Source organism: Microbacterium trichothecenolyticum, assembly GCF_000956465.1.
GTDB classification, from domain to species: domain Bacteria; phylum Actinomycetota; class Actinomycetes; order Actinomycetales; family Microbacteriaceae; genus Microbacterium; species Microbacterium trichothecenolyticum.
The window spans coordinates 82,339-104,025 of sequence record NZ_JYJA01000030.1; the positions used below are offsets into that span (position 1 = coordinate 82,339).

At 69.3% G+C, this 21,687-nt stretch carries 10 protein-coding genes; 2 read left to right on the plus strand and 8 right to left on the minus strand.

Annotated elements, in window-relative coordinates:
• Positions 1-95: 95 nt before the first annotated feature.
• The 6 genes from RS82_RS06625 to RS82_RS06650 form a co-directional block, all read right to left on the minus strand.
• Positions 96-1,103, minus strand: a complete 1,008-nt coding sequence (locus tag RS82_RS06625) for a substrate-binding domain-containing protein (RefSeq protein ID WP_045297805.1) — start codon at positions 1,101-1,103, stop codon at positions 96-98.
• 246 nt (positions 1,104-1,349) lie between these two features.
• Positions 1,350-2,366: a LacI family DNA-binding transcriptional regulator gene (locus RS82_RS06630; RefSeq protein ID WP_045297806.1), complete on the minus strand. Its 1,017-nt coding sequence runs from the start codon at positions 2,364-2,366 to the stop codon at positions 1,350-1,352.
• The gene (locus tag RS82_RS06635) at positions 2,363-2,788 is read right to left on the minus strand and encodes a hypothetical protein (protein WP_157005441.1); all 426 of its coding nucleotides are present in this window, start codon (positions 2,786-2,788) and stop codon (positions 2,363-2,365) included. Before RS82_RS06635 ends, RS82_RS06630 begins: the two co-directional genes overlap by 4 nt.
• The gene (locus RS82_RS06640) at positions 2,785-3,837 is read right to left on the minus strand and encodes a hypothetical protein (protein ID WP_211255876.1); all 1,053 of its coding nucleotides are present in this window, start codon (positions 3,835-3,837) and stop codon (positions 2,785-2,787) included. Before RS82_RS06640 ends, RS82_RS06635 begins: the two co-directional genes overlap by 4 nt.
• 132 nt (positions 3,838-3,969) lie before the next feature.
• Positions 3,970-4,584, minus strand: coding sequence for a hypothetical protein (locus RS82_RS06645; protein WP_045297809.1), 615 nt, complete (start codon positions 4,582-4,584; stop codon positions 3,970-3,972).
• Between the two features lie 434 nt (positions 4,585-5,018).
• Complete coding sequence (locus RS82_RS06650) at positions 5,019-9,209, minus strand: beta-L-arabinofuranosidase domain-containing protein (protein ID WP_052676728.1); 4,191 nt, start codon at positions 9,207-9,209, stop codon at positions 5,019-5,021.
• A 218-nt stretch (positions 9,210-9,427) separates the two neighbouring features.
• Here RS82_RS06650 and RS82_RS21005 point away from each other — a divergent pair, with 218 nt between their 5' ends.
• Complete coding sequence (locus RS82_RS21005; protein ID WP_169748680.1) at positions 9,428-12,133, plus strand: LamG-like jellyroll fold domain-containing protein; 2,706 nt, start codon at positions 9,428-9,430, stop codon at positions 12,131-12,133.
• A 426-nt stretch (positions 12,134-12,559) separates the two neighbouring features.
• Here RS82_RS21005 and RS82_RS20650 read toward each other — a convergent pair whose 3' ends face one another.
• Positions 12,560-16,075, minus strand: coding sequence for a family 43 glycosylhydrolase (locus tag RS82_RS20650; RefSeq protein WP_052676729.1), 3,516 nt, complete (start codon positions 16,073-16,075; stop codon positions 12,560-12,562).
• Between the two features lie 356 nt (positions 16,076-16,431).
• Between RS82_RS20650 and RS82_RS06670 the strand changes: the two genes are divergently transcribed.
• Complete coding sequence (locus RS82_RS06670) at positions 16,432-19,308, plus strand: immunoglobulin-like domain-containing protein (protein WP_052676730.1); 2,877 nt, start codon at positions 16,432-16,434, stop codon at positions 19,306-19,308.
• A gap of 387 nt (positions 19,309-19,695) precedes the next feature.
• On the opposite strand, the gene RS82_RS06675 is transcribed toward RS82_RS06670, so the two are convergent.
• Positions 19,696-21,672 (minus strand): Ig-like domain-containing protein, encoded by a 1,977-nt coding sequence (locus tag RS82_RS06675; RefSeq protein WP_169748681.1) that lies wholly within the window; start codon positions 21,670-21,672, stop codon positions 19,696-19,698.
• Positions 21,673-21,687 lie beyond the last annotated feature (15 nt).

The window sequence follows — 21,687 nt, forward strand, 5'->3', positions numbered from 1 at the left end:
CAGACTTACGGGACGACAGGCGAAGACGAGCGGGGGCCGCCGAGAACGGCAACCCCCGCTCGCACTGCTCTACTCCTAGCCGACGCAGTGTCGGATCAGAAGCCCTTGCCCGCGTCGATCGCGGCCTGAGCGGCCTCGGGCGAGTCGAAGGTCTCGCCCGAGACGACGATCGTCTTCTCGACGGTCTTGCCCGCGAGCGCGTCGTTGACCGCGTCCACAGCCAGGTCGCCGAAGAACGGGTTGTACTGGGCGACGAAGCTCAGGTCGCCGGCAGCGAGGGCCTCCAGCGCCGGGGTGGTGCCGTCGATCGTGGCGATCTTGACGTCGGTGCCCGGAACCAGACCGGCAGCGGTCACGGCCGCGGCGGCGCCGATGCCCATCTCGTCGTTCTGCGCGAACACGAACTGCAGGTCGGGGTTCTCCTTCAGCACGGTCTCGATGACCGACTTGCCCTCGTCAGCGGTCCAGTTGGCGGTCTGCGCGCCGATCTTGTTCCAGCCGTCCTGGCCCTCGATCGCCGCGTCGAAGCCCTCGTTGCGCTCGTTCACGACCGACAGGCCGGGGACGCCCTCGAGCACGTAGTAGTTCGCGCCCTCCGGGAAGGTCTCGACGGCCCAGTCGCCGACGGTGCCGGCGACCTTCACGTTGTCGGGGGCGATGCGGGTGACGTAGAGGTCGTCGCTGGCGTCGACACCGCGGTCGAGCAGGATCACGGGGATCTCGGCCTCCTGGGCCAGCTCGAGCGAGTCCTCCCAGCCCGACGCCTCGGTGGCGGTGAGCAGGATCACGTCGACCTCGTCGTTCACGAACGTCGCGAACGCGTCGAGCTGCGACTTCTGGTCGGTCGGGCTCGCGGCGGGGGCGTACTTCAGGTCGAAGCCGGCCTCCTCCGTGAACGCGTCCTTGATGGCCTGCTCGTTCGCGTTGCGCCAGCCGCCCTCGGGGCCGACCGCCACGAAGCCGACGGTGGTGAGGTCGCTGCCGCTGTCGCCGCTGTCGCCGCCGTCGCCGGCGTCGCCGCCCGAGCAGCCGGCGAGGCCGAGCGCGAGCACGCCCGCGCCCACGAAGCCCAGAACGCTCAGCATGCGCTTCTTGGTTGCCATCTCTTCTCCTCCTTGAGACTCCCCGACGCTCTTCGTCCGAGAGAAATCCATGTGTCCCCCAGCGGGACACCCTTAGGTGTGTGACCCCATTGTGCGCGCTAACAATCCTCTGGCGCAACTCCGTTCCGGGATTTCGTTACTTTTCCGTTACCGCGAACATTCCGCAGAACATCAGGGCGTGACGAAGCTCGGACGCACCGCGCGCGGCAGGCCGTCCGGAGACGCCGGAAAAGGCCCGACCGGCGTTCAGACGCGCGGTGCCGACGTCGACGATCGCACGATCAGGGTCGGCGCGATCATGTCGTGCTGAGCGCCGTCCTCCCCCTCGATCGCGTCGATGACCAGCTGGAGGGCCAGCGACCCGAGTGCGGCGAAATCCTGCCGGATGGTCGTGAGCGGGGGCAGGAAGTGACGCGAGTCGGGCAGGTCGTCGAAACCCACGACGCTGATGTCGTCGGGCACACGGATTCCACGTTCGGCGAGCCCGTGAACGAGTCCGAGCGCCATCTGATCGTTCGAGGCGAAGACGGCCGTGATGTCGCCGAACTCGAAAGTGCGGCCGAACTCGTAGCCGTAGTCCGATGTCCAGTCGCCGTTGATCGCGGGCACCGCGGGCAGACCCGCGTCAGCGAGGGCATCCAGCCAGCCCTGTTCCCGCTCGCGTGCGTCGTACCAGTCGAGGGGTCCGGCGAGATGAGCGATCGACCGATGCCCGAGGTCGATCAGATGTTTGACGGCCAGCGTCGCCCCGAAGCGCTGATCGACCGCGGCCGTGTGCCACGTGGCATCCGGTTCAGCCCTGATGACGATGGTGGGCAGACCCGTGCTCTGCTGGCGCAGCAGGTCGAGCGACGACGCCCGTGGCGCGATGACGCACAGCGCATCGACGCCCTGTGTGACCAGCTCGACCACGCCCGTGTCGATCTGCAGCTCGTCGTCTTCCGAGATGGAGAAGGCGCTGATCGCATAGCCCACATCGCGCGCGGCGCTCTCGAGCGCCCGCAGCGTGCTGTTGGGGCCGTACTGCACAGGGCTGTCGACCAGCACGCCGATGCGCATGGCGCGGCGCGTGGCGAGCGCCCGCGCGATCGAGCTGCGCGTGTAGTTCATCTCGTCGATCGCCTTGAGCACCCGCTCGCGCGTGGACTCGCGGATGTTCGGGTGACCGTTGAGGACGCGCGACACGGTCATGTGCGAGACGCCGGCATGCTTGGCGACGTCGTAGATGCTGGGACGCTGCCAGCCCCGCGTCGCTTCGGTCATGCTCGGTCACCTCGTTCGCTCCGGCGGCGCACGGACGGCTCGTCGGCCGACGGATCCTCCCCCATGGGAGCGCGTTCGCCACTGTCCACAGCGTAGGCGGTCGACGACGCCGACGGTGCGAGGGCCCGGCCCTGACGCGCCGTCCTCGCCTTGAGCGCGAACACCGCTCCGGCGACGAGCAGCGCGATGGCGATCCAAAGCAGAGGCTCGATGCCCACCATGCCGGTGGCGGGAAGATCGGTGCCGGGCAGGGAACCTCCGCCGCAGCCGGTCACGCATTCGAGGGGGTCGATCTGCACCGTGACCGAGACCGTGCCGCCCTCGATGCCGACCTCGTCGGCGCTCGCGGGCGTCGCGAGGAGAACGGATGCCGAGATCACGGCGAGCACGCCGGAGGCCAGGTGGCCGTACCTGTGCCTCACGCGATGCCCGCCGGGGTCTTCGCTTCACTGCGGCCCTGTTCGCGTCCCTCTTCGAGAGCCTGCGCCCGTGCTCCGTCGAGCATGGCGGCGAGCCGCCGGCGGGAGCGCAGGCGCCCCCACAGGATCGCCCAAACGATGAGCGCGATACCGGCGAGGAGCAGCAGCTGCGGCCAGGGCATGGCCCAGATGACGGCACCGGCGGTGACGGGGTCGAGAGTATCTGACGAGTCCGACATGGTCACGACGGTCGGCGCCAGGGTGACCGTCGCCGGCACGACGAACAGCGGCCACACGTCGTCCACGACGACCGTGATCGTGCGGGTGTCACCCGGCAGGAGCTCCTGGGGCGACTCGCCGACGCCAGGGAAGAAGACGGTGCGCCCGCCCGCCGAGACCGAGCCCTCGGCGAGCAGACGGGTGTTGCCCTCGTTGACGACGTCGAAGGTGACCGTCGCCTCCCCAGGGCGCAGGGGGTTCCACGACGTGGTGTATCCGCCGGCCAGCGAGGCGAGCGAGGCAGCGGGGGTGATCTCGCCGGACACGCGCGTGAGGACGCGGAATCCGACGCGGCTCTCGACGCCGACACTCGTGCCGTCGTCGGCCTGTTTCACCGACAGAATCGACGCGGTGATTCCGGCGGCATGGTCGCCCGGCTCGGCCCGGTCGGGCACGGAGATCGAGAACGGCACGATGACCGTTCCGCCGCCGGGTACCGTCACGGTCTCGGGAAGCGAGATCCACGTGCCGGCGCCGACCGATTCCTTGTCGGCGGCGAGGATGTCGAACCGGCCGCTGCGCGTGTAGAAGCCGTCGGCGGCGGTGAGGGCGAAGACCACCTCTGCGTCGCCGATGTTGCGGACGGCGAAGCGATCCTCGATCGTCTCGCCGGGGTCCATCTCGATCTCGACCGCCCTTCTGCCGTCGGGCCCGGACGCATCGGCCGGCACGACCGACCACCGCACTTCGGAGTCCTCGTCGGTGGCCGCACGTGCGGCCGTCGGCCAGAGGGCAGACATGGCGAGGATCGTCAGCGCGGCGAGGAGTGCCACGACGGTTCGGACGGTCGGGACGGGACCGCGGAGGAGATGATGCACGGTGGGATCCAGATATGTCAGGGTCGGGGTCGCCGTCGACGACCCCGACCCGATTTCAACACGAGTGGGCGTAGAACGCGATCAAGTTCAGTACGCGTCTTCCCACAGCGAGAGGGTGATCGTGCCCGAGTACGCGCCGGGTGCGACGGTCTTGGGCGTCTTGAGGAACAGATCGGCGTTGGCCGACCAGGTGCCGACGGTCGCCGCGTCACCCGAGTCGAGCGCCAACGCGAGCACGTCCTCACCGGTGCTCAGACCGATGTCGCCGTCGAGCACAGTGCCGACCTGGCCGCCCTCGGCGACCTCTCCGTCGCCCTCGGCGGTGAGCAGGCGCGGCGTCCAGCCGAGGTTGCCGGCGGCGATCGAGTTCGCACCCGAGGTCAGCGCGCTGGACTGACCGACGACGTACCAGAACTGCCCGACCGGAACCTCTTCGCGGTCATCGGACACCGTGACCGTCGGCAGCGTGCCGTTGAACTGACGGACGTCATCGTCGCCCGAGTCGACCTCGGCCAGGGTGGCGGATCCGGACGCAACGCTCAGCGTCAGCGCGCCCACCGGAGGCAGCGCCTCGATGTTCACGTTGACGTCGACCTCGCCGTTGTCGATCTCGTCGGCGATCGCCGCGCCGGCGCCGCCGAGGAGCAGCGCGCCGCCGACCACGCCGACTGCGGCGCGAGCGATGAAGCTCTTCTTGTTCATTTGCCTCTGTCTCCATTCCCGGCCGGCATCTCTGCCGCGCCGAACTCGCGAGCGATCGGTCCGTCCGATCGTCGGGTCTCGCGGGAATCCCGGCGTTCGCCGCGAGTCCCCCAGTGCACGTCGTTTGCGCCCGTCGCCGACGCCGGATCCGCTCCCCCGGCCTGCGAAACACAGGCTCCTGGGCGAACTGCGTGCTGCTCGACCGCCGGCGCCGTGGCGAGTCGCGCCCGCGAAGGCGTCGTCGCTGCCCGGCGGGGGCGGTTCGTGAGAGTGAGCATCATGCACCTTTGCTCTGGATCCGGCTGTGGATCTTCGGGCTCGAATTGATGTTAGCGATAACGGTTAGCGAGAACAACCTTTTCGATAACCTTTTCGCGGTTTTCGGGTTGGTCCCCCGAGAGGATGCCTCCGTCCAGGCATCCCCCCGGGAAGTGTCAGCCGCAGACGAAGGCCGGGAATGCCACCGGCACCGTCTGCGTGGCCTGTTCGCCGCCCGCAGACCCCGTCGCAGTGACCGTGGCGGAGCCCGCCTCGATCTGCGTGAGGCGCGTCGTGAACGCGGCTGTCGTCGCCTTGCCCGGGGCGAGGCTCACCACCTGCTTGGAGCCGAACGGCGTGGCGATCGAGAGCGCTACCGGCACCTCGGAGCCGTTCACGGCCTGCACGGTGAACACGACCTTGCCCGCCACGCAGCGCGCGGTGGTCGTCGCGGTCACCTGCAGCGCGGGTTCGGGTTCGGCCCGCACGATCGAGATCGTGTACGTGGCCGATGCGGTGTGGTCTTGCGCGGTCGTGCGCAGCGTGAGGACCGTGGGTCCCTCCGCCGCGAGCGCCACCGTCCGCGGCTGCGTGTCGTCGATCAGCACGTCGCCGGCGTATACCAGCCCGCTCGGCACTGCCGGGTCCGCGTCGAAGGTCGCCGTCGTCGCATCCGCCGGGACGGTGGCCGTATAGGAGTACACGCCGTTCTTCAGCGCCGGGGAGAGCCCACCGTCGTCGAACGAGAGGCCCGAGAGATCGGCATCCTTCCCGAAGGTCGTCTTCGAAGCGGTGTAGACGCCGTAGACGCCGCCCACGTAGCTGGTGCCGTTGCCCTGGAAGCGCACGGTCACGATCGGGATCTTGTGGCCGTCGGCATCGAGCACGTACTGCCCCGCCTGGTTGCGCTTGTAGCTGTCCTTCGCCTGGATGCCCGCGAGCACGGATGCCGGGATCTCGTCGTACTGGACGTACCAGGTGTTCGCGCCCGCGGCGTTGGTGATGCGCTCGTTCTTCAGCAGCACGTCGTTGACGTACACGTTGAACGTGCGCCCGTTGTCGCCGCCGAAGTATCGCACGCCCAGGTAGTTCTTGGGCAGCGTCGGGTCGACGATCATGTCGTACTGGAAGTACGCATCCGTCGCCATCTGGCCGTCGCGGTAGCCCTCGCCGAGCCACACCCCGACTCCCGACTTGTTGTACTTGTAGTTCTTGTCGGCCTCGCTGTTGTTGTCATCGAACGACGTGAGCGAGTCGATCGTCGTCTCCGCGATGCGCAGCTGCTGCTTGTTCTTGAGGATCAGCGCCTGAGCCTGCGGGGAGTCGGGCTCGATCAGATCCATGTAGATCGCGTAGCGGGCGTTGTACAGGCTGTACCAGGGCTCGAAGGTCAGCGCCTCGGAGGCGGCATCCGCATTGCGCAGCTTGAAGCGCATGGTGTCGATGCCGTTGAGATTCTCCCCATCCTCGATGCGCACGAGGTTGTCGGCGATGCCCGCCTTGAACGCCGCGGCGTCGTCGACGACGACGTCGTTGCTGACCGACTTGTCGGCGACGCTCATGCGCACCAGCACACCGGCGACGTACGTCGCGCCGACGTTCGTGCGGTTGAGCTCGGTCGCCAGCAGCACCGGACCGTAGGTGAACGCGACCCAGTCGGGGTTCTCGGTGCTGTCGTCCACGCGCACCTCGGCGGGCAGCACATACGTGAGCTCGTCGCCGGCCTCGACCTCGAGCACGACGTAGCCGTCCTGCGTGAGGGCGGCGACATCCTGGACCGCACCGTTGAGCGTCAGGGTCGGCGCCTGCGCCACCCAGCTCGGGATGCGCAGGCGCAGCGTGGTGCCCTCGGCGAGCTCGCCGCCGTCGATGGCGTCGACGGAGTAGGTCACCGTCTCGTCGGCCGGCACGTCGGCTGTCTGCGTCAGCCGCAGGTTGCGCGCCTCGTCGGTGTACACCGACGAGCGGAACATGTTCACGTAGACCGACGATCCCTTGCGGAAGTAGATCGAGTCGCCCAGCTTGGTGAAGCTCTCGGTCGCCGTTCCGTGGTCGCACCAGAACTCGTCCACCGGGTTGCCGAACACCTTCGCGTACCCGGCCTGCATCGGCTGAAAGTACGTCATCATGCCCGTCTCGGGGTTCTGCTGCGCGAGGATCGCGTTGATGTAGGTGTGCTCGTAGAAGTCGGGGTACTTGACCTCCGGGCTCACCTGGAACAGCGCCTTGGTCAGCTTGAGCATGTTGTACTCGTTGCAGATCTCGGATGTCGAGTTCTCGCCGTAGCCCGATGTGGTGCCGTTGGTCGCGTGCTCGTAGAGCTCGCCCGCACCGTGGAAGTGCTCGGACTGGCTGTTGCCGCCGTTCGCATAGGTGTGGTCGTCGACCACGATCTGCCAGAAGTTCTCGGCTGCGGTGCGGTACATGCCGAGGCTGCTCTTCTCGGCGGGGGTCAGCATCTCGTAGAGGTGCGGGTTGTCGGTGAACACCGTGTAGCGCTTGAGCGCGCCGATCAGCTTCGGGATGGTCGTGTTGGCGTGCTTGCCGTCGAGCACGTCCTGGCCGGCGGCCAGCTGCTGGAACAGGGTGACCTCGTCGAAGTACTCCGCCGCGCGCTTGTGCGCCGGGTCGGCCGTGATGCTGAACAGCTCGTACAGGGCCTCGTTCATGCCGCCGTACTCGGTGTTGAGGATCGACGCCGGGTTCGCCTGGCGCGCGGCCCAGGTGCGCACCCAGGTGCCGAACCCGCTCGCGACGGTGAGCGCCTTGTCCGAGACCGCTTCGGGTGCGTACTGGTGCGCGTCGAGGAGGCCCGCGAGTACCTTGTGCAGGTTGTAGAAGGGAACGAGCAGCCCGCCGCCGCCGCTCGGCAGCACCGAGGTGGAGAACGGCGAGACGTAGCCGGCGTTGCTCGGGTCGACGACGGCGTACGCCCGCTGAGCGCGGTCGAGACCGTCGACGGCCGTCGTGAGCTTGGCGAGGAGCGCAGCCTTGGTGGTGGGGTCGCTCTCCGTCGCGTACGCCTGCGACAGCGCCGAGACGTAGTGGCCGAAGAAGTGCCCCTGGAACCTCGTGCCGGTGGCGCGTTCCCAGCCCCCGTAGGGCTGGACGGTCGTGGGCAGGCCCGCCTGCGTATAGAAGGAGTACAGGAAGCGCTCCGGGTCGAGGCTCAGCAGGTACTGGACCATCTTCTGGTTGCCGTTGACCAGGTACGGGTCCTCGAGCAGCACCTCGCTCAAGTCGGTCTCCTCGACATAGATGGACGTGGATGCCCCGTCCTTCGGCACGGTCACGGTGAAGGTCCTCGTCACGGGCGCGCTGCCGCCGTAGACCGCCGTGGCCGTGAGCGTGACCGTCGCGTCGGAGCCGGCCGGGCGGGTGACGGATGCTGCGGCGCCGTCGATCGAGATCACGTCGTCGTCGGAGGACGACCACGACACCTCGGCGCCGCTCGTGGTGGTCACGGGCAGGCCGAAGTCCACAGACGCGGTTGCCGGCACGCTCAGGGCGTCCAGCGCCGACTGCGCCACCGCGGCGGGATCGAACGCCGGGTTGTTCTCCTTCGTCAGCGCGACGACATCCGCGATCGTGGCGACGCCGTTGTACAGGGTGTAATCATCGAGGAGGCCGTTGGCGTGGGCTCCGTTGTAAGAGGGCCCGTTGTAGCCGAGGGTCTTCACCGTCGTGCTCTCGGAGCCCAGGACGCCGGTGGCCGCACCTGTGGCGGCGTACTTCACGGTCGAGATCTGGCGCACGCCGTTGCGGTAGAACGCGACGCTCTTGGTCGCCTTGTCGTACGTCGCGACGACGTGGGTCCACTGACCGGTGGGGAAGAAGTCGGCGCGGGCGCCGTCGACGGCGACCTTGTAGGGCTGGCCCGAGGACGGGCCGATCGAGAGGGCGAGCGGCGTGCCGTTGCCCTCCGACGTCAGGTACCAGCCGTCGGAGTTGTACACCGACTTGCTCCAGGCGAACACCTGCTCGCCCGACATCGCGGCGTTCGGCTTGTACCAGAACGACACCGTGAGGTCCGCGGGCTGCAGGTAGGCGGCGGTACCGAGGCGGATGGCGTTGGAGCCGTCGAGGTTGAAAGCCTGCCCGCGGACGCCCGCGCCGTACGCGGCGGTGCCCTTCTGCATCGTCACCGCCGCGGCGTTGGCGCTGGCGTCGGCGAGGTCGCCGTCGAACCTGAGGTCGAGCACCTTCGCTGAGGCGATCGAGATCGAGTCTGCGGCGACGGCGGCCGACGGCAGCCCGAACGCCAGCGCGCCGACGCCGAGGGCGACGGTCGTGCCGAGCGCGAGCGCGCGGCGGATGAGCGGATGCGGCTGCCTCGTGCCGCGGATGCTGTCAGTCGTCTTCGCCAAGGCTGCAGGGCTCCCTTGTCCTGTCGAGCGATATGCGCACTTGTTAGCGCTATCAGATGCTGTGGGTCCGATGTTAGCGCGAACTCCCGGGATGTCAAGAGGAGATGAAGGCCTCTTTCGCACCGTTGCCCGTCGGTGACGTGAGCGCTAACATTCAGTCGCGCGCTTCGCCGTCCCGTCTCGTGCACGAACAGACTCGACTGAGCAAAGGAGCTGGAGTGAACCCGGCACGATCCTCGACACGCACGAAGCCCATCTCTCCCCCACGGCGCGTCCGCGCGCTGATCGCGTCGGCAGCAGGCGCCGGACTGATCCTCGGCGCCCTGGCACCGCTGGCGGCCGCTCCGGCCGTAGGGCAGGTCACCGCGCCCACCAGTGGACTCCTCGCCGAGTACGTCTTCGACGAGACGGCCGGCTCCTCGGTGCCGAACTCCGCGGTCGGACCGATCGGCGCCGCCACCGTGATGAACGGCAGCGACAGCCTGTGGACCGGTTCGTCCCTGGTCTTCACCGGCGGCGCCAAGACCAGTCCCACCGCGAGCTGGGTGCGCCTGCCCGACAACCTGCTGGCCGGCAAGACCTCGGCCACGGTCACCATCGAGACGAAGCTCGACGCCTCGATGAAGAACAACTGGAACTTCCTGTGGAACATCGGCAGCGACTCCACCACGCAGTACTACTTCGCCTCGGTGCGCGACAACCCGCGCACGACGATCACGACGGGCGGGGGCGGCGGCGAGGTCAACGCCCGCTCCGGAACCGCACTGTCGGCTGACCGCTGGTACAGCCTGACGTCGGTCATCGACGGCGCGGCCGGCACGATCACCTTCTACGTCGACGGCGAACAGGTCGCGCGTACCGCGACGGCGTTGACACCGGCATCCATCACCGACCAGACGCTCAACGCGATCGGCCGCGCCCCGTACCCCGACCCGATGTACAAGGGCGAGGTGTCGACGTTCCGCGTGTACGACCGCGCACTCACCGCGGCCGAGGTCGACCAGGTGTCCGATGCGGATGCCTCCGTCCATGCCTCCTCGTTTGAGCAGGCCGCGCAGACCGTGCTCGACGGCGTCACGCCGGTGACGATCGACGAGCAGCGGACGACGCTGCCCGACTACGGCGGGCGCGTGGCGTGGACCTCCGCCGACCCCGCACTCGAGGTGGCGGCGGATGGCGTGACCGTCTCGGCGACCCAGCCCGCCACGGGCTCCGCCCCCGTGACCACCGCCCTCACCGCGACCGCCACGGTGCGCGGTGCGAGCGTGTCGAAGTCCCTGCCGGTGACGATCAAGCCCCTCCCGGGCGAAGACGACGCGTTCGGCTACGCGATGGTGCACTTCATCGAGGACTCCGCCGGCTACGCCGAGAAGATCTACCTCGACGTGTCGCGGGGCGACAACCCCGAGCATTGGGACCCCCTGAACGGCGGGAAGCCGATCCTGGCGTCGCAGCTGGGGACCACCGGCATCCGCGATCCTTACCTGACGTACAACCCCGAGAACGGGACGTACTACATCATCGCGACCGACCTGCGCGTCTTCGGCGGCGACCGCGGGGTGACCGGCTGCACCGAGTGGTGCTACTGGTCGTCGCAGGGCAGCACGAAGCTCAACGTGTGGGAGTCGAAGGACCTCGTCACGTGGAGCGACCTGCGTCAGTTCGACGTCGCCCAGTCCCCCGCGGGCACCGAGGTCGCCGAGCTCGGCATGGCATGGGCGCCCGAGGCCACATGGGTCCCCGGGTACAACGAGGACGGCAGCGGCGCGTTCGTCGTCTACTGGTCGTCGAACGTGTACGCGAACGCCGGCCACACGGGCTCGACGTACTCGCGCATCCTCTGGGGCGCGACGACCGATTTCACGCAGGACACCTACGAGTACGGCGGGGTCTTCATCGACGCGGGCGGCAACACGATCGACACCACGATCATCCAGGACGACGGCAAGACGTACCGGATCACCAAGGACAACTCCGCCGGCAAGGGCATCTACATGGAATCCACTCCCGCGGCGGATTGGTGGGCGCCCACCGCGACCTGGACGCAGATCCAGACCCGCATCGGCGCGGTGTGGTCGGGCGGAAACGCCGGGGGCGTCGAAGGACCGGCGGTGTTCCAGCGGCACGGCGAGGACAAGTGGTACCTCTACGTCGACGTCATCCCCTCGACCGGCTACCGGCCCATGCAGGCGACGGATCTGGATGCCGGTTGGGCGCAGCTCGTCTCGAGCAGCTTCTCGATGGCGCCGAGCACCAAGCACGGCGGGATCGTGCCGCTGACGTCCGGCCAGTACGAGACGATCCGCGAGGCCGACGCCACGGGTGCCGTCGCGTCCGATCTGGGCAGCGTCGACGTCGAGTCCGGCGCGACGGCCGATGCAGTACGCACGGCGCTGCCGGGCGAAGCCGAGGTCACGCTTGCGTACGGCCGCGGCACCGCGTCGCAGCCGGTCGCCTGGGACGTGGCGGATGTCGACACCGACGTCGCGGGCACCTACGAGGTCACCGGCGTCGTGCAGACGATCGGCGCGAACCTCAACCAGTGGGTCGGTGCGGGCGGCTCGACGGCGTACAACGCCCCTGACCGGAAGCTGTTCAGCTCCACCGCGATCACGGTGACGGCCGAGGTCGTCGTCGCTGCGGCACCGCTCCCGGTGACGGTGACCACCGCCACGCGCTGCGTCGCCGGAAAGGTCGTGCTGACGGTGACGACCGCGAACGACGGCGATGCGCCCGTCGCCCTCGCGATCACGACGGCGCACGGCTCCAAGACGGTGGCGGCCGTGCAGCCGGGCAAGACCACGTCGGCCGCGTTCACGACGCGGCTCGCGGCGATCCCGTCCGGGTCGGCGGCTGTCGCCGTCTCGGCCGGCGGCGACTCCGCCGAGGAGTCGGCGCCCTTCGCCGCGGCCTCCTGCGGCTGACCGCCTCCGCGTCCCTCGAGCGCCCCGTCGGCTTCGGCCGGCGGGGCGCTCGACTGCACTGGGGACCGCGGCCCCTATGGGATTCGGGGGGCGCAGCACGCGGCATCCGTCGCGCGAAGCGGCGCGTCGCCCATCTGAACCGGCAGCGGACGCGCGGCGTGGGCACGACGAAGGGCGGCGGCAACGGCACGTCTTCGCCGTTGGTCACGGTGACCACCTGTACGACCTTGCCCGCCACGCATCGCGAGGCCATGGCGGCCGTCACGTCGAGATCCGCGGACTCAGCGACCGTGACCTTCGCGGTCACCGTGCGGTTCGCGGCGGCGAGCCACTCGGCATCCGTCATGTCGAGGATGAGGCTGCCGTCGTGGCGCGCGGACGTGGTACGGAACCGGGCGGCGCTCGCGCCGCCCGGTTCCGGGTCTTTCAGCCGCAGTTCGCCGCGGGATACGTCACCGCGGTCGTCACCGTGACCGGTGTGCCGCCGACCGTCGCGGCGGCGGTGAGAGTCACGGATCCGTCCGCGATCGAGATCTGCCGGGTCGTGAACGACGTCGACGTGCTCTTGCCGGCGGCCACGGCGCCGAACGATTTCGACCCGTAGGCGCCGGACGCCGAGACCGTCACCGGGACGCCCTCACCGTTGGTCACCGTGAGGACCTGGACGACCTTGCCGGCCACGCAGCGCACAGTGATCTTGCCGGTCACATCGAGCTCGGGGGCGGCGACGGCCGTGACAGTGACCGTGGTCGACACCGTGCGGTTGTCGGGCGTGACCTCCTCATCCGCCTCCATGTCGAAGACCGGCAGGCCGTCAGCCGCCCAGTGCACGCGGCGGACGAACATGTCGCGGCCGCTCAGGCCGTTGTTGTCGGTGCGCGCGTGGAAGACGTAGAGCAGGTTGTCGTCCTCGTCGTGCGACCACATACCGTGACCGGTGCCGAGCTGCCAGTCGCCGTTGAAGACGCCGGACTTCTGGATCGGGTAGTTGAGCTTGCTCCACGCGGCGGGCGAGGTGAGGTCCACGCCCTCCCCCGCCGTCGCGGTCGCGAGACCGGTGGTGTACGTGTCGCCGACCGTCGAACCCGAATAGATCAGGTACAGCACGCCGTCACGGGCGTACACGTTCGGGCCCTCGGCGATCGTGTTGTCCCACGCGTACTCCGGCACGAGGATGCGCACCGGTTCGGAGGTCAGGCGGGTCGGGTTCGCCGGGTCCATCTTCGCGATGAAGAGGGCCCCGAGCTGCTGCCAGATGTAGTACGACTGGCCCGAGTCCTCGAGGTACGTCATGTCGAGCGAGATGTTCTGCGACGGATTGAGGATGCCGCCATCGGAGCGCAGCACCTTCTGCGCCTTCGTCCAGTTCGCGGGCACCGCCGGGTCGAGGTCGTTGCCCTGGGCGTCCTGCTTCAGCTGGATGATGCTCGCGCGGCCCGTCCACATGTCGGGCTGGCCGTTCGTGCCGTTGTAGCAGGGCATGAACAGGATCGACAGCTTCCCGCCGATCACGTGATACTCCGGTGCCCAGAAGCAGCCGGTCATGACGCCGCCGTCGGCGTCGGTGTCGCCCCTGCGCAGCAGGTCGATCTCGACGTTGCGCCCGGCGTCGACGGCCTCATCGGAGAGGTCCTCGATGCTGTCCGCGATGCGGATCGGCATGTGCGCGCCGCCCTGCGGGTTGATGTTGCCGCCGTAGATGTCCTCGGTCGCGATCATCAGGAACTTCTCCTGGCCGTTCCAGTCGTAGCGGAACACCGACGGGTCGGCGCGCTCATCCGCGAACGGCGTCGCGTACTCGGTGGTCTTGAGCGAGCCTGTGACCTCGTAGGTACCGGGGGTCGCCGTGTCGACCGCGGCGAGGGAGTCCGCATCCCATGCGATCACGCGCGAAGAGCTCGAGCCGTCGTCGTAAGACAGCTCCGCGCGCTTCGGCAGAGCCGCGGCATCCAGCTCCTCGCCCTGCTCGATCTCGACGCCGTCGAGTTCGCCGACGCCGGTGTTCGCGATGCGGCCGAACCGCCCCTCGAGCGCCTCGACGGTCTGCGCGTCGATGGGAAGCGTGTTGCCGGAGTCGTAGTTCGGGACGCCGTCACCGGCCGCGCCGGCGGTCGCCGACACCGCCCCGCGGCGCACCTCCCCCCGGGTGGCCGGGTCGGCGAGATCGGTGAACGTGGTGTACATCGAGGCCCCGGCATCCGATGTCCACGTCACGACGTAGCGGTCGGAGGCAGAGTCGTACACGGCCGCCGGCTCGTTGACGCCGCTCGTCACGCCGAGGTTCACCATGCCGACCTCGTCGTAGCTGCGCAGATCGCTGCTGCGGGCGAAGAGCACGCTGGAGCTCTGCGTGCCGTCGGCACCGCCACCGCGAGCGGTTCGGGTCGCGACCAGGCCGTAGCCGCCGTCTTCGAGTGTGAACAGGTGCGGGTCGCGGAGACTCCGGATGATGCTGTCGCTCGTGCCGTTCGCGGGAACCGCGACCGAGGTCTTCGCGAAGAAGATGCCGTAGTTCTCGTTGAGCGGACCCCACCCGTCGCCGTCTTCGAGGGCGAGGTGCATGCTGAGCGCGACGTCTGCGTTGTTCGCCTGCGCCACTGTCGTGGGCACGCGGCTGTAGGCGAGCAGCCGCGTGGTGGTGTCGGCGGGGAGCACGGTGACATCGAAGATGCGGGATGCCGCAACCCCGGTCGCGGCATCAGTCACCTCGACCGCGACCTGCCCCTCGACGGCGTCATCACCTGCGGCCACGATCGTCTCATCGACCGTGATGCCCTCGCTCGTCGAGGTGACGTCGACCTCGGTGCCCGCGGGGGCTGCGGGCAGCGCCGTGCCGGACTCGACGACGGCGGGGATGACGAAGAGCTCGGCCAGCCGGGTCGCGCGCTGCTCGGCGGTCTCGGACGACGGCAGCACCGTGACCGTGATGGACTGCGTGGCGGTGATGCCGCGGATGGCCGCGGTCGCGGTGAGCTCCACGTCGACGGCCGGCTGGCCGGCGAGCGGTGCGGCGACCGAGCCGTCCGCCGCGACGACCGCGGGATTGCTCGAGCTCCAGGTGACCTTGCCGCCCGACGTCGGCAGGTCGATGTCGCTCGAGGTCTCCCGGTCGGCGAGCGCGAGCGCGGTGAGGATCGCCTGGGCCTGCGCCTGCAGCTCGGTCGCGTGAGCCTGGGCGTCGGCGTCCGATCCCGCGGCGACCTCGACGGCTGAGAGCGCGCGGTCGTACACGCGGAACGACGAGATCGCGCCCTGGAAGAGCGGGTCGGGCCACGGGGCGCGGCCGATGGTGTTGAGCGACTGGTCGACGATGTTCGCCGGCGTGCGATCGACGCCGCCGTTCGCGACGCGGACGCCGTCGATGTAGAGGGACGCCGTGCCCGATGCGCCGTCGACGACCGACGTCACGTTCACCCACTGGTTCGCAGTCACGCCGCACGAGTTCGACTGCACGAGCCGCTCGACGCCGGCGGACTTGATGCCCACGAGAGGCGCGCGGCCGGAGGCGCAGTTGAGCGAGGCGAAGAAGTACTCTGTCGCCGAGGACTCGTTGCCGATGTTCCACAGGAAGTGGAAGCCGTTGAGCATCGCCTGCGAGGCCTTCACCTCGGCCACGACGGTGGCCGAGGCCTTGCCGGCGAGGAGGCTGTCGGGCAGCTCCACCCAGTTACCGGTGGACGTCTTGGCGCCGCCGCGGAGGGTGAGCGCCGAGCCGGTCCAGTCGGCGGCCTGGACATTGCGGACCGTGGCGTCTCCGAACGCGGAGCCGGCGACCTCGTTGGGCACCGACGATCCGCTCGCGAGGTCGAACTCGTAGGACGCCACCAAGCCGTCCTCAGGGACGGCGGCGGCCGCGGTCGTGGCGGCGCCGAGGCCGAGGATCATGGCGCCGACGGCGGCGATCCCGATAGCGGCTCGGCGGTGGTGCAGGGACAGTCGCATTCCACTCTCCATCAAGTGACTGAACTTCGTCGAACAGGCTGTTATCGCTCACATTAGCGTCTCGCGCGGGATGCGCAACTTTTCGGACCGACATCCTGTTACCGATAACGCTTTGGGCCGCACCCCTTCTTGACAGAGCCGCGCGCGGGGCCCTAGCGTGATCCGAACCCGGAATGTTCCCGGTAACACCATGTCCGTGGGCCGCCCCCGAGCGGTCAGAAGATTGCGCGATGACGCACAGCTGTCCGCCCGACCGAACGTCGGAGCGGAGGGACGCCTCGCCGCGATCGACGAGAGCGAGGAAACCGCGCATGAGAACGCGCACGAGGTCCCGAGTCCTATCCAGAAGCGCGGCGGTGACGACGGCGGTTGCCCTCGCGCTCACCGGCGCTCTCGCGCCCACCGCCGCGCAGGCGGCGATCGACGCCCAGCCGATCATCCACTACACGTTCGACTCCACCTCGGGCGCGACGATCCCCGACGTCTCAGGCAACGGCCACAACGCGACGCTGCGCCAATCGGGCGGCTCCGTCAGCAACGGCATCCTGGATCTCCCCGGCGGCGCCCGCGCGACGACCGCCTACGTCGAGGTCCCGACGACGGCCCTCGTCGGCAAGACGAACCTGACGATCTCCACGTGGATGTCCAACCGCACCGGTCCCGCCAACGTCGCGGCCGCCTTCATCGGCGCGCCCGTCGCTTCGGGCGCGTCGTACTCGTCGGCATACTGGCTGCTCAACCCGACCAACCCGAGCGGCTACGTGAAGTCCGTGGTCACCAACACCGTCAGCGCGAGCGCTCCGTGGGGCACCGAGGTCGGCGCCGGCGCGACCAACGCCGCGACCACCGGTGCGCGCACTCCGTCGGGGATGTCGCTCTACACGACCGTCATCGACGGCACCACCGGCCAGCTGCGCGTCTACGTCAACGGCTCCCGCATCTCGCAGACCGCGATCGCGCGCAACGTGTCGTCGTTCGGTTCGTCGCTCGTGTCGTACATCGGCCGCTCCACCTACAACGACGCCAACTGGAACGGACAGGTCGACGACTTCGCCGTCTACGGCCAGGCGCTCGGCGACGGCGACGTGCAGGCACTGTTCGCCGGTGAGGCGCTCGACCGCGCCGTCGCCTCCGTCTCGGTGCCCGGCAGCGCGACGGCGAACTTCACCGTCCCCACCACCAGCTACGGCGCAACGGTGTCGTGGACGTCCGACGACGCCGCGATCGCCGTGACCGGCGGCACCGCCAGTGTGACCCGTCCCGCCGCGGGCTCCGGCGACGCCACAGTGACCCTCACCGCGACCTTCACCGTCGGCGCAGAGTCGCGCACCCAGACGTACGACGTGGTCGTGCCCGAGGACCTCGCCGACGACGTGAAGGCCGACGCCGACCTCGACGCGATCGCCATCCGCGGCGCCGACAACATCCGCACCAACTTCTCGGTGCCGGCTTCCGGCCCCCAGGGGTCGACCGTCGAGTGGGCGGTCGCCTCGGGCGGCGGGAACGCGTCGCTGCGCGACGGCGTCACCGCCGGCTCGCGCACCGTGGTGGTCCAGCGCCCCGCCGCCGGAAGCGCTGCCGCCGAGGTCGTGCTCACGGCGACGGCCCGCAACGGCTCGGCCGAACGCACCCGCGAGTACCGCGTGAAGGTGCAGCCTATGCCCGGCGGAGACAGCAAGACCGAGGCCTACGTGTGGGCCTTCTTCACCGGTGAGGGCGCGGGCGCCGAGAAGGTCAGCCTCGCGGCCTCGAAGGGCAACGACGCGCTCGCGTGGAACACCCTGAACAACGGCCAGCCGCTGTTCACGTCCACCCAGGGCACTGCCGGGCTCCGCGACCCGTTCATCATCCGCGCGCCGGAGGGCGACCGGTTCTACATGCTCGCGACCGACCTCAAGATCGACGGGCTCGCCGGCGGCTTCACCACCGCGCAGATCTCGGGTTCGCGCTACATCGAGGTGTGGGAGTCGGACGACCTCGTCAACTGGTCGAACCAGCGTCACGTCAAGGTGTCGTCGGACTACGCGGGCAACACCTGGGCGCCGGAGGCGTACTGGGACGAGGAGCTCGACACGTTCGTCGTCTTCTGGGCCTCGAACATCTACCCGACCACGAACGCGGCCGACCGCACCGCCGTCACCTACAACCGGATGATGTATGCGACCACGGACGACTTCGTGACGTTCTCCGAGGCGAAGGTGTGGAGCGACGTGCGTCGTGGCACCGGCCTGGGGCTCATCGACTCGACCGTCGCCAAGGTGGACGACACCTACTACCGGTTCACCAAGGACGAGGCATCCATGACCATCCGTCAGGAGAAGTCGACCGACCTGCTCGCGACCATCTCGGGTGCGCTCCCCGGAACCACGGGCTCGGCGAACCAGTGGACGCTGATCAAGGAGCGCGTCGCCTCGGGCCTGCCGAACGGCGAGCCGGGCGGCACGTACTCGAGCGGCGAGGGTCCGAGCATCTTCCCCGCTAACGAGGGCGATGTGAACAACCTCGACTGGTTCCTGTTCATCGACCAGCCGAATTACCACGGCGGCCCGAACTATTACATCCCGTTCGGCTCGAACGACATCACCAACGGCGACTCGTGGCAGCCGCTCGGCGCAAAGCTGCGCGCCAACCTGCCGCAGAACTCCGACGGCGGCAAGCCGCGTCACGGCACCGTGATCCCGGTCACGCGCGCCGAGTACCAGAAGGTGCTCGAGGCGTACCAGCCGAACCTCGCGGTGGCCTCGGTCGGCGCGGTCGATGTGAACACCCTGACCGGTGTCGCGCCCGTTCTCCCGCAGGCGCAGCTCACCAAGGCCGACGGCTCGAGCGAGACCGTCGCGGTGCAGTGGGCCGCAGTGGACGCCGCCGACTATGCCACGCCTGGCACGTTCACAGTGTCGGGCATCGCGCAGGATGCCTCGCGCATGCCCGTCGAGGCGACGGTGACCGTCGAGGCGGCCATCGACGTCGAGGTGACCGCCGAGACGCGCTGCGTCGCCGGCAAGGTCGTGCTGACGGCGAAGGTCGCGAACACGGGTGACGCCGCCGCGACCGTCGAGATCGAGACAGGCTACGGCACGAAGTCGGCGACGATCGCCGCCGGCAAGTCCGCGTCCTACTCGTTCACCACGCGCGCCGCGTCGGTCGCACAGGGAGAGGTCGCCGTCGAGGTGACCCAGGCAGGTGCGACCGGCACCGTCGCGGCGGCCTACACCGCGCGTTCGTGCGGCTGAGATGAACGGATGCCGCGGGCCTGAGTCCCGCGGCCGACCCGAGGCCCCGGCGGATCCGTTCCGCCGGGGCCTTCGTCGTGTCGCGTACGGTGACCGATCGGACCATGTCCCGGCTGACGGGTTGTGGCACACGGCATCCGTCCCCCATCAGCGTGTCGAGCCCACCAGAAACCCGGCCCGCGAGCACCTCCGGGGCGGACTCGACGACGCGCCGCACGCGCCCAGGCGCCCGGGCCAGGACCGCGGGCGGAAGTCGCGCGCGAGTCGCCAAGACACGCCTGACGGCCAGTGTCGCGCCCGGCGTGTTGTGGCGACTCGAGTGCGGGGAGGGGAGAACGAACGGCCCGCGGTCCGAAGACCGCGGGCCGTTCCCTCGTGCGTGCCGCGTCAGCCGCAGCTGTGCGCGGAGTACTCCACCGTGCCGGTGAAGGTGAGGTCGCCGGCCGTGCCGGTCACCTCGATCTCACCGTCGGGCGCGGCCGTCAGTCGCGAGTTGAACGTGCTCGTCACCGTCGCGCCGGCCTTGAGACCGGTGAGGGTCTTCGAGCCGTACGCGGTGGCGATCTGGACGTCCGCCGCGACATCGTCGGCGTTCTTCACCGACACCGCGAGGTACGCCTTTCCGGCCACGCACCGCTGGGTGACCGTCGGCTGCAGATCGAGCGCGTTCGCCGCGAGCGTGGGCAGCTCGATCGTGACGTAGTCCTCGATGTTGCCCGCCGCGTCCTGAGCCTGCACGTGCACGTAGCGGGGCTCCTCGGTGAGCTGCACCGAGAAGGGCTCTTCGTACGTCGCGTACATGTTGTTCAGCTCGCCGGTCGGCGACGAGTCGGGCCCGTCGGACCACACCGTGCGCGTCACGCCCGAGCCGGGCGCGGCGTCACTCGGCACCAGGGTGAAGGTGGCCGACGTGCCGTCGACGACGATCCAATCGACTCCGGTGACGGGGGCGACCGTGTCGACCTTGACCGTCTCGGATGCCTCGCCCACGGCGCCGTCCTCACTTGTCGCGCGTGCGCTCACCGTGACCTCGCCCTGCGCCGAGACCGCGAAGGGCGCCGTGTAGGCGGTCCACGTCTCGCCGTCGAGGCTGTACTCGATGCTCTCCACGGGGCTCGCGGTCTCCTCGGCCGTGATCGTCACGGTCGGAGCGGTGGTGTACCAGCCGCTGCCCTGCGGTGCCGCGTCGAACGACAGCGCCACGATCGGCTCGTTCTGGTCGACCGGCTCGACCACGAACACCGTCGCGATCGCGCCGGGAGCGTAGCCGTCCACCGCGCCCTCGACGTCGAAGATCGCGTCGACTTCGGCGTACGCAGCGGGCTCGATCGAGTCCCACTCGACGTCGACTCCGCTGGAGGCGGTGCCGTCCTCGTAGGTCGCGCGCACCGTCGCCGGCAGCACCGGCTCGACGCCGGCGGTCGTGATGGTCGCCGAATAGTCGACGCTCTCGATCTCGTCGGACAGGCTGTTCGCCACGTACACCGTGCCGCTCACCGTCTGCCCGTCGTACCCGGCGGGGTCGCCCACCACCTCGAACTGCCCCGGCGAGGCATAGCTCGACGCCGCGACGCCTGCCCACTCGACGTCCACGTAGCGCAGCGGACCGTTCTCGCCGATCACCCAGACGGTGTCGGGCAGCGTCGGCGCCGTGCCGGTGACGGTGCGAACCGCCACGGACTGCGCGTCGATGAAGGCGTCGGGGTTCTCGGGCTCCGGCTCGACGACCGGCGCATTGACGCCCCAGACCTCCCACTCGATCACGCTCGTCGCCTTGCGCTGGCTCTGGAACAGCTGCCGGTCGAGAACGAGCCGCACCGCGGTGGTGGTGACGGCGTCGAAGTCCGCCTGCACGACCGGCTGGGACGCGACAGGGGCGGCCGTGTTCAGGACCGGTACCGGGTAGGTGAGGCCCGAGCCGGTGACCGGGGCCCACTCCCCTGCGCTGGTGCGGTACTCGACCTTCCACGATGCCGGGATCATCACGCCCGAATCGCCGCCCGAGGTGAGGTGGTTCTGCCACAGGTACAGCTTCGACGAGCTCACCGTGACGGGACGCTCCCACGTGTATGTGGCGGTGTCCTGGGTCGGGCTGCCGGGCGCACCCCACGTTCCCCACATGGCGGAGAGCGTGTTCGTGGGGCCGACGACGCCGTTGTTGAGCGCGGCGGCGGAGTTCCAGCTGGGGACGTAGCTGACCTCGGTGACCGGCGCGTTCTCACCCGAGGCCAGGGCGAGGTTGATCGGCTCGTCGACGGCACCCGCCGGCACAGCCACCGCTGCTCCCCCGGCGATGAGCGCCACGGCCGCGACCAGCGCGATCGCGGCCCTCTTCACTCCGGCTCTGCGGGCACGCGTGTGCATCGGTGTCCTCTCTGT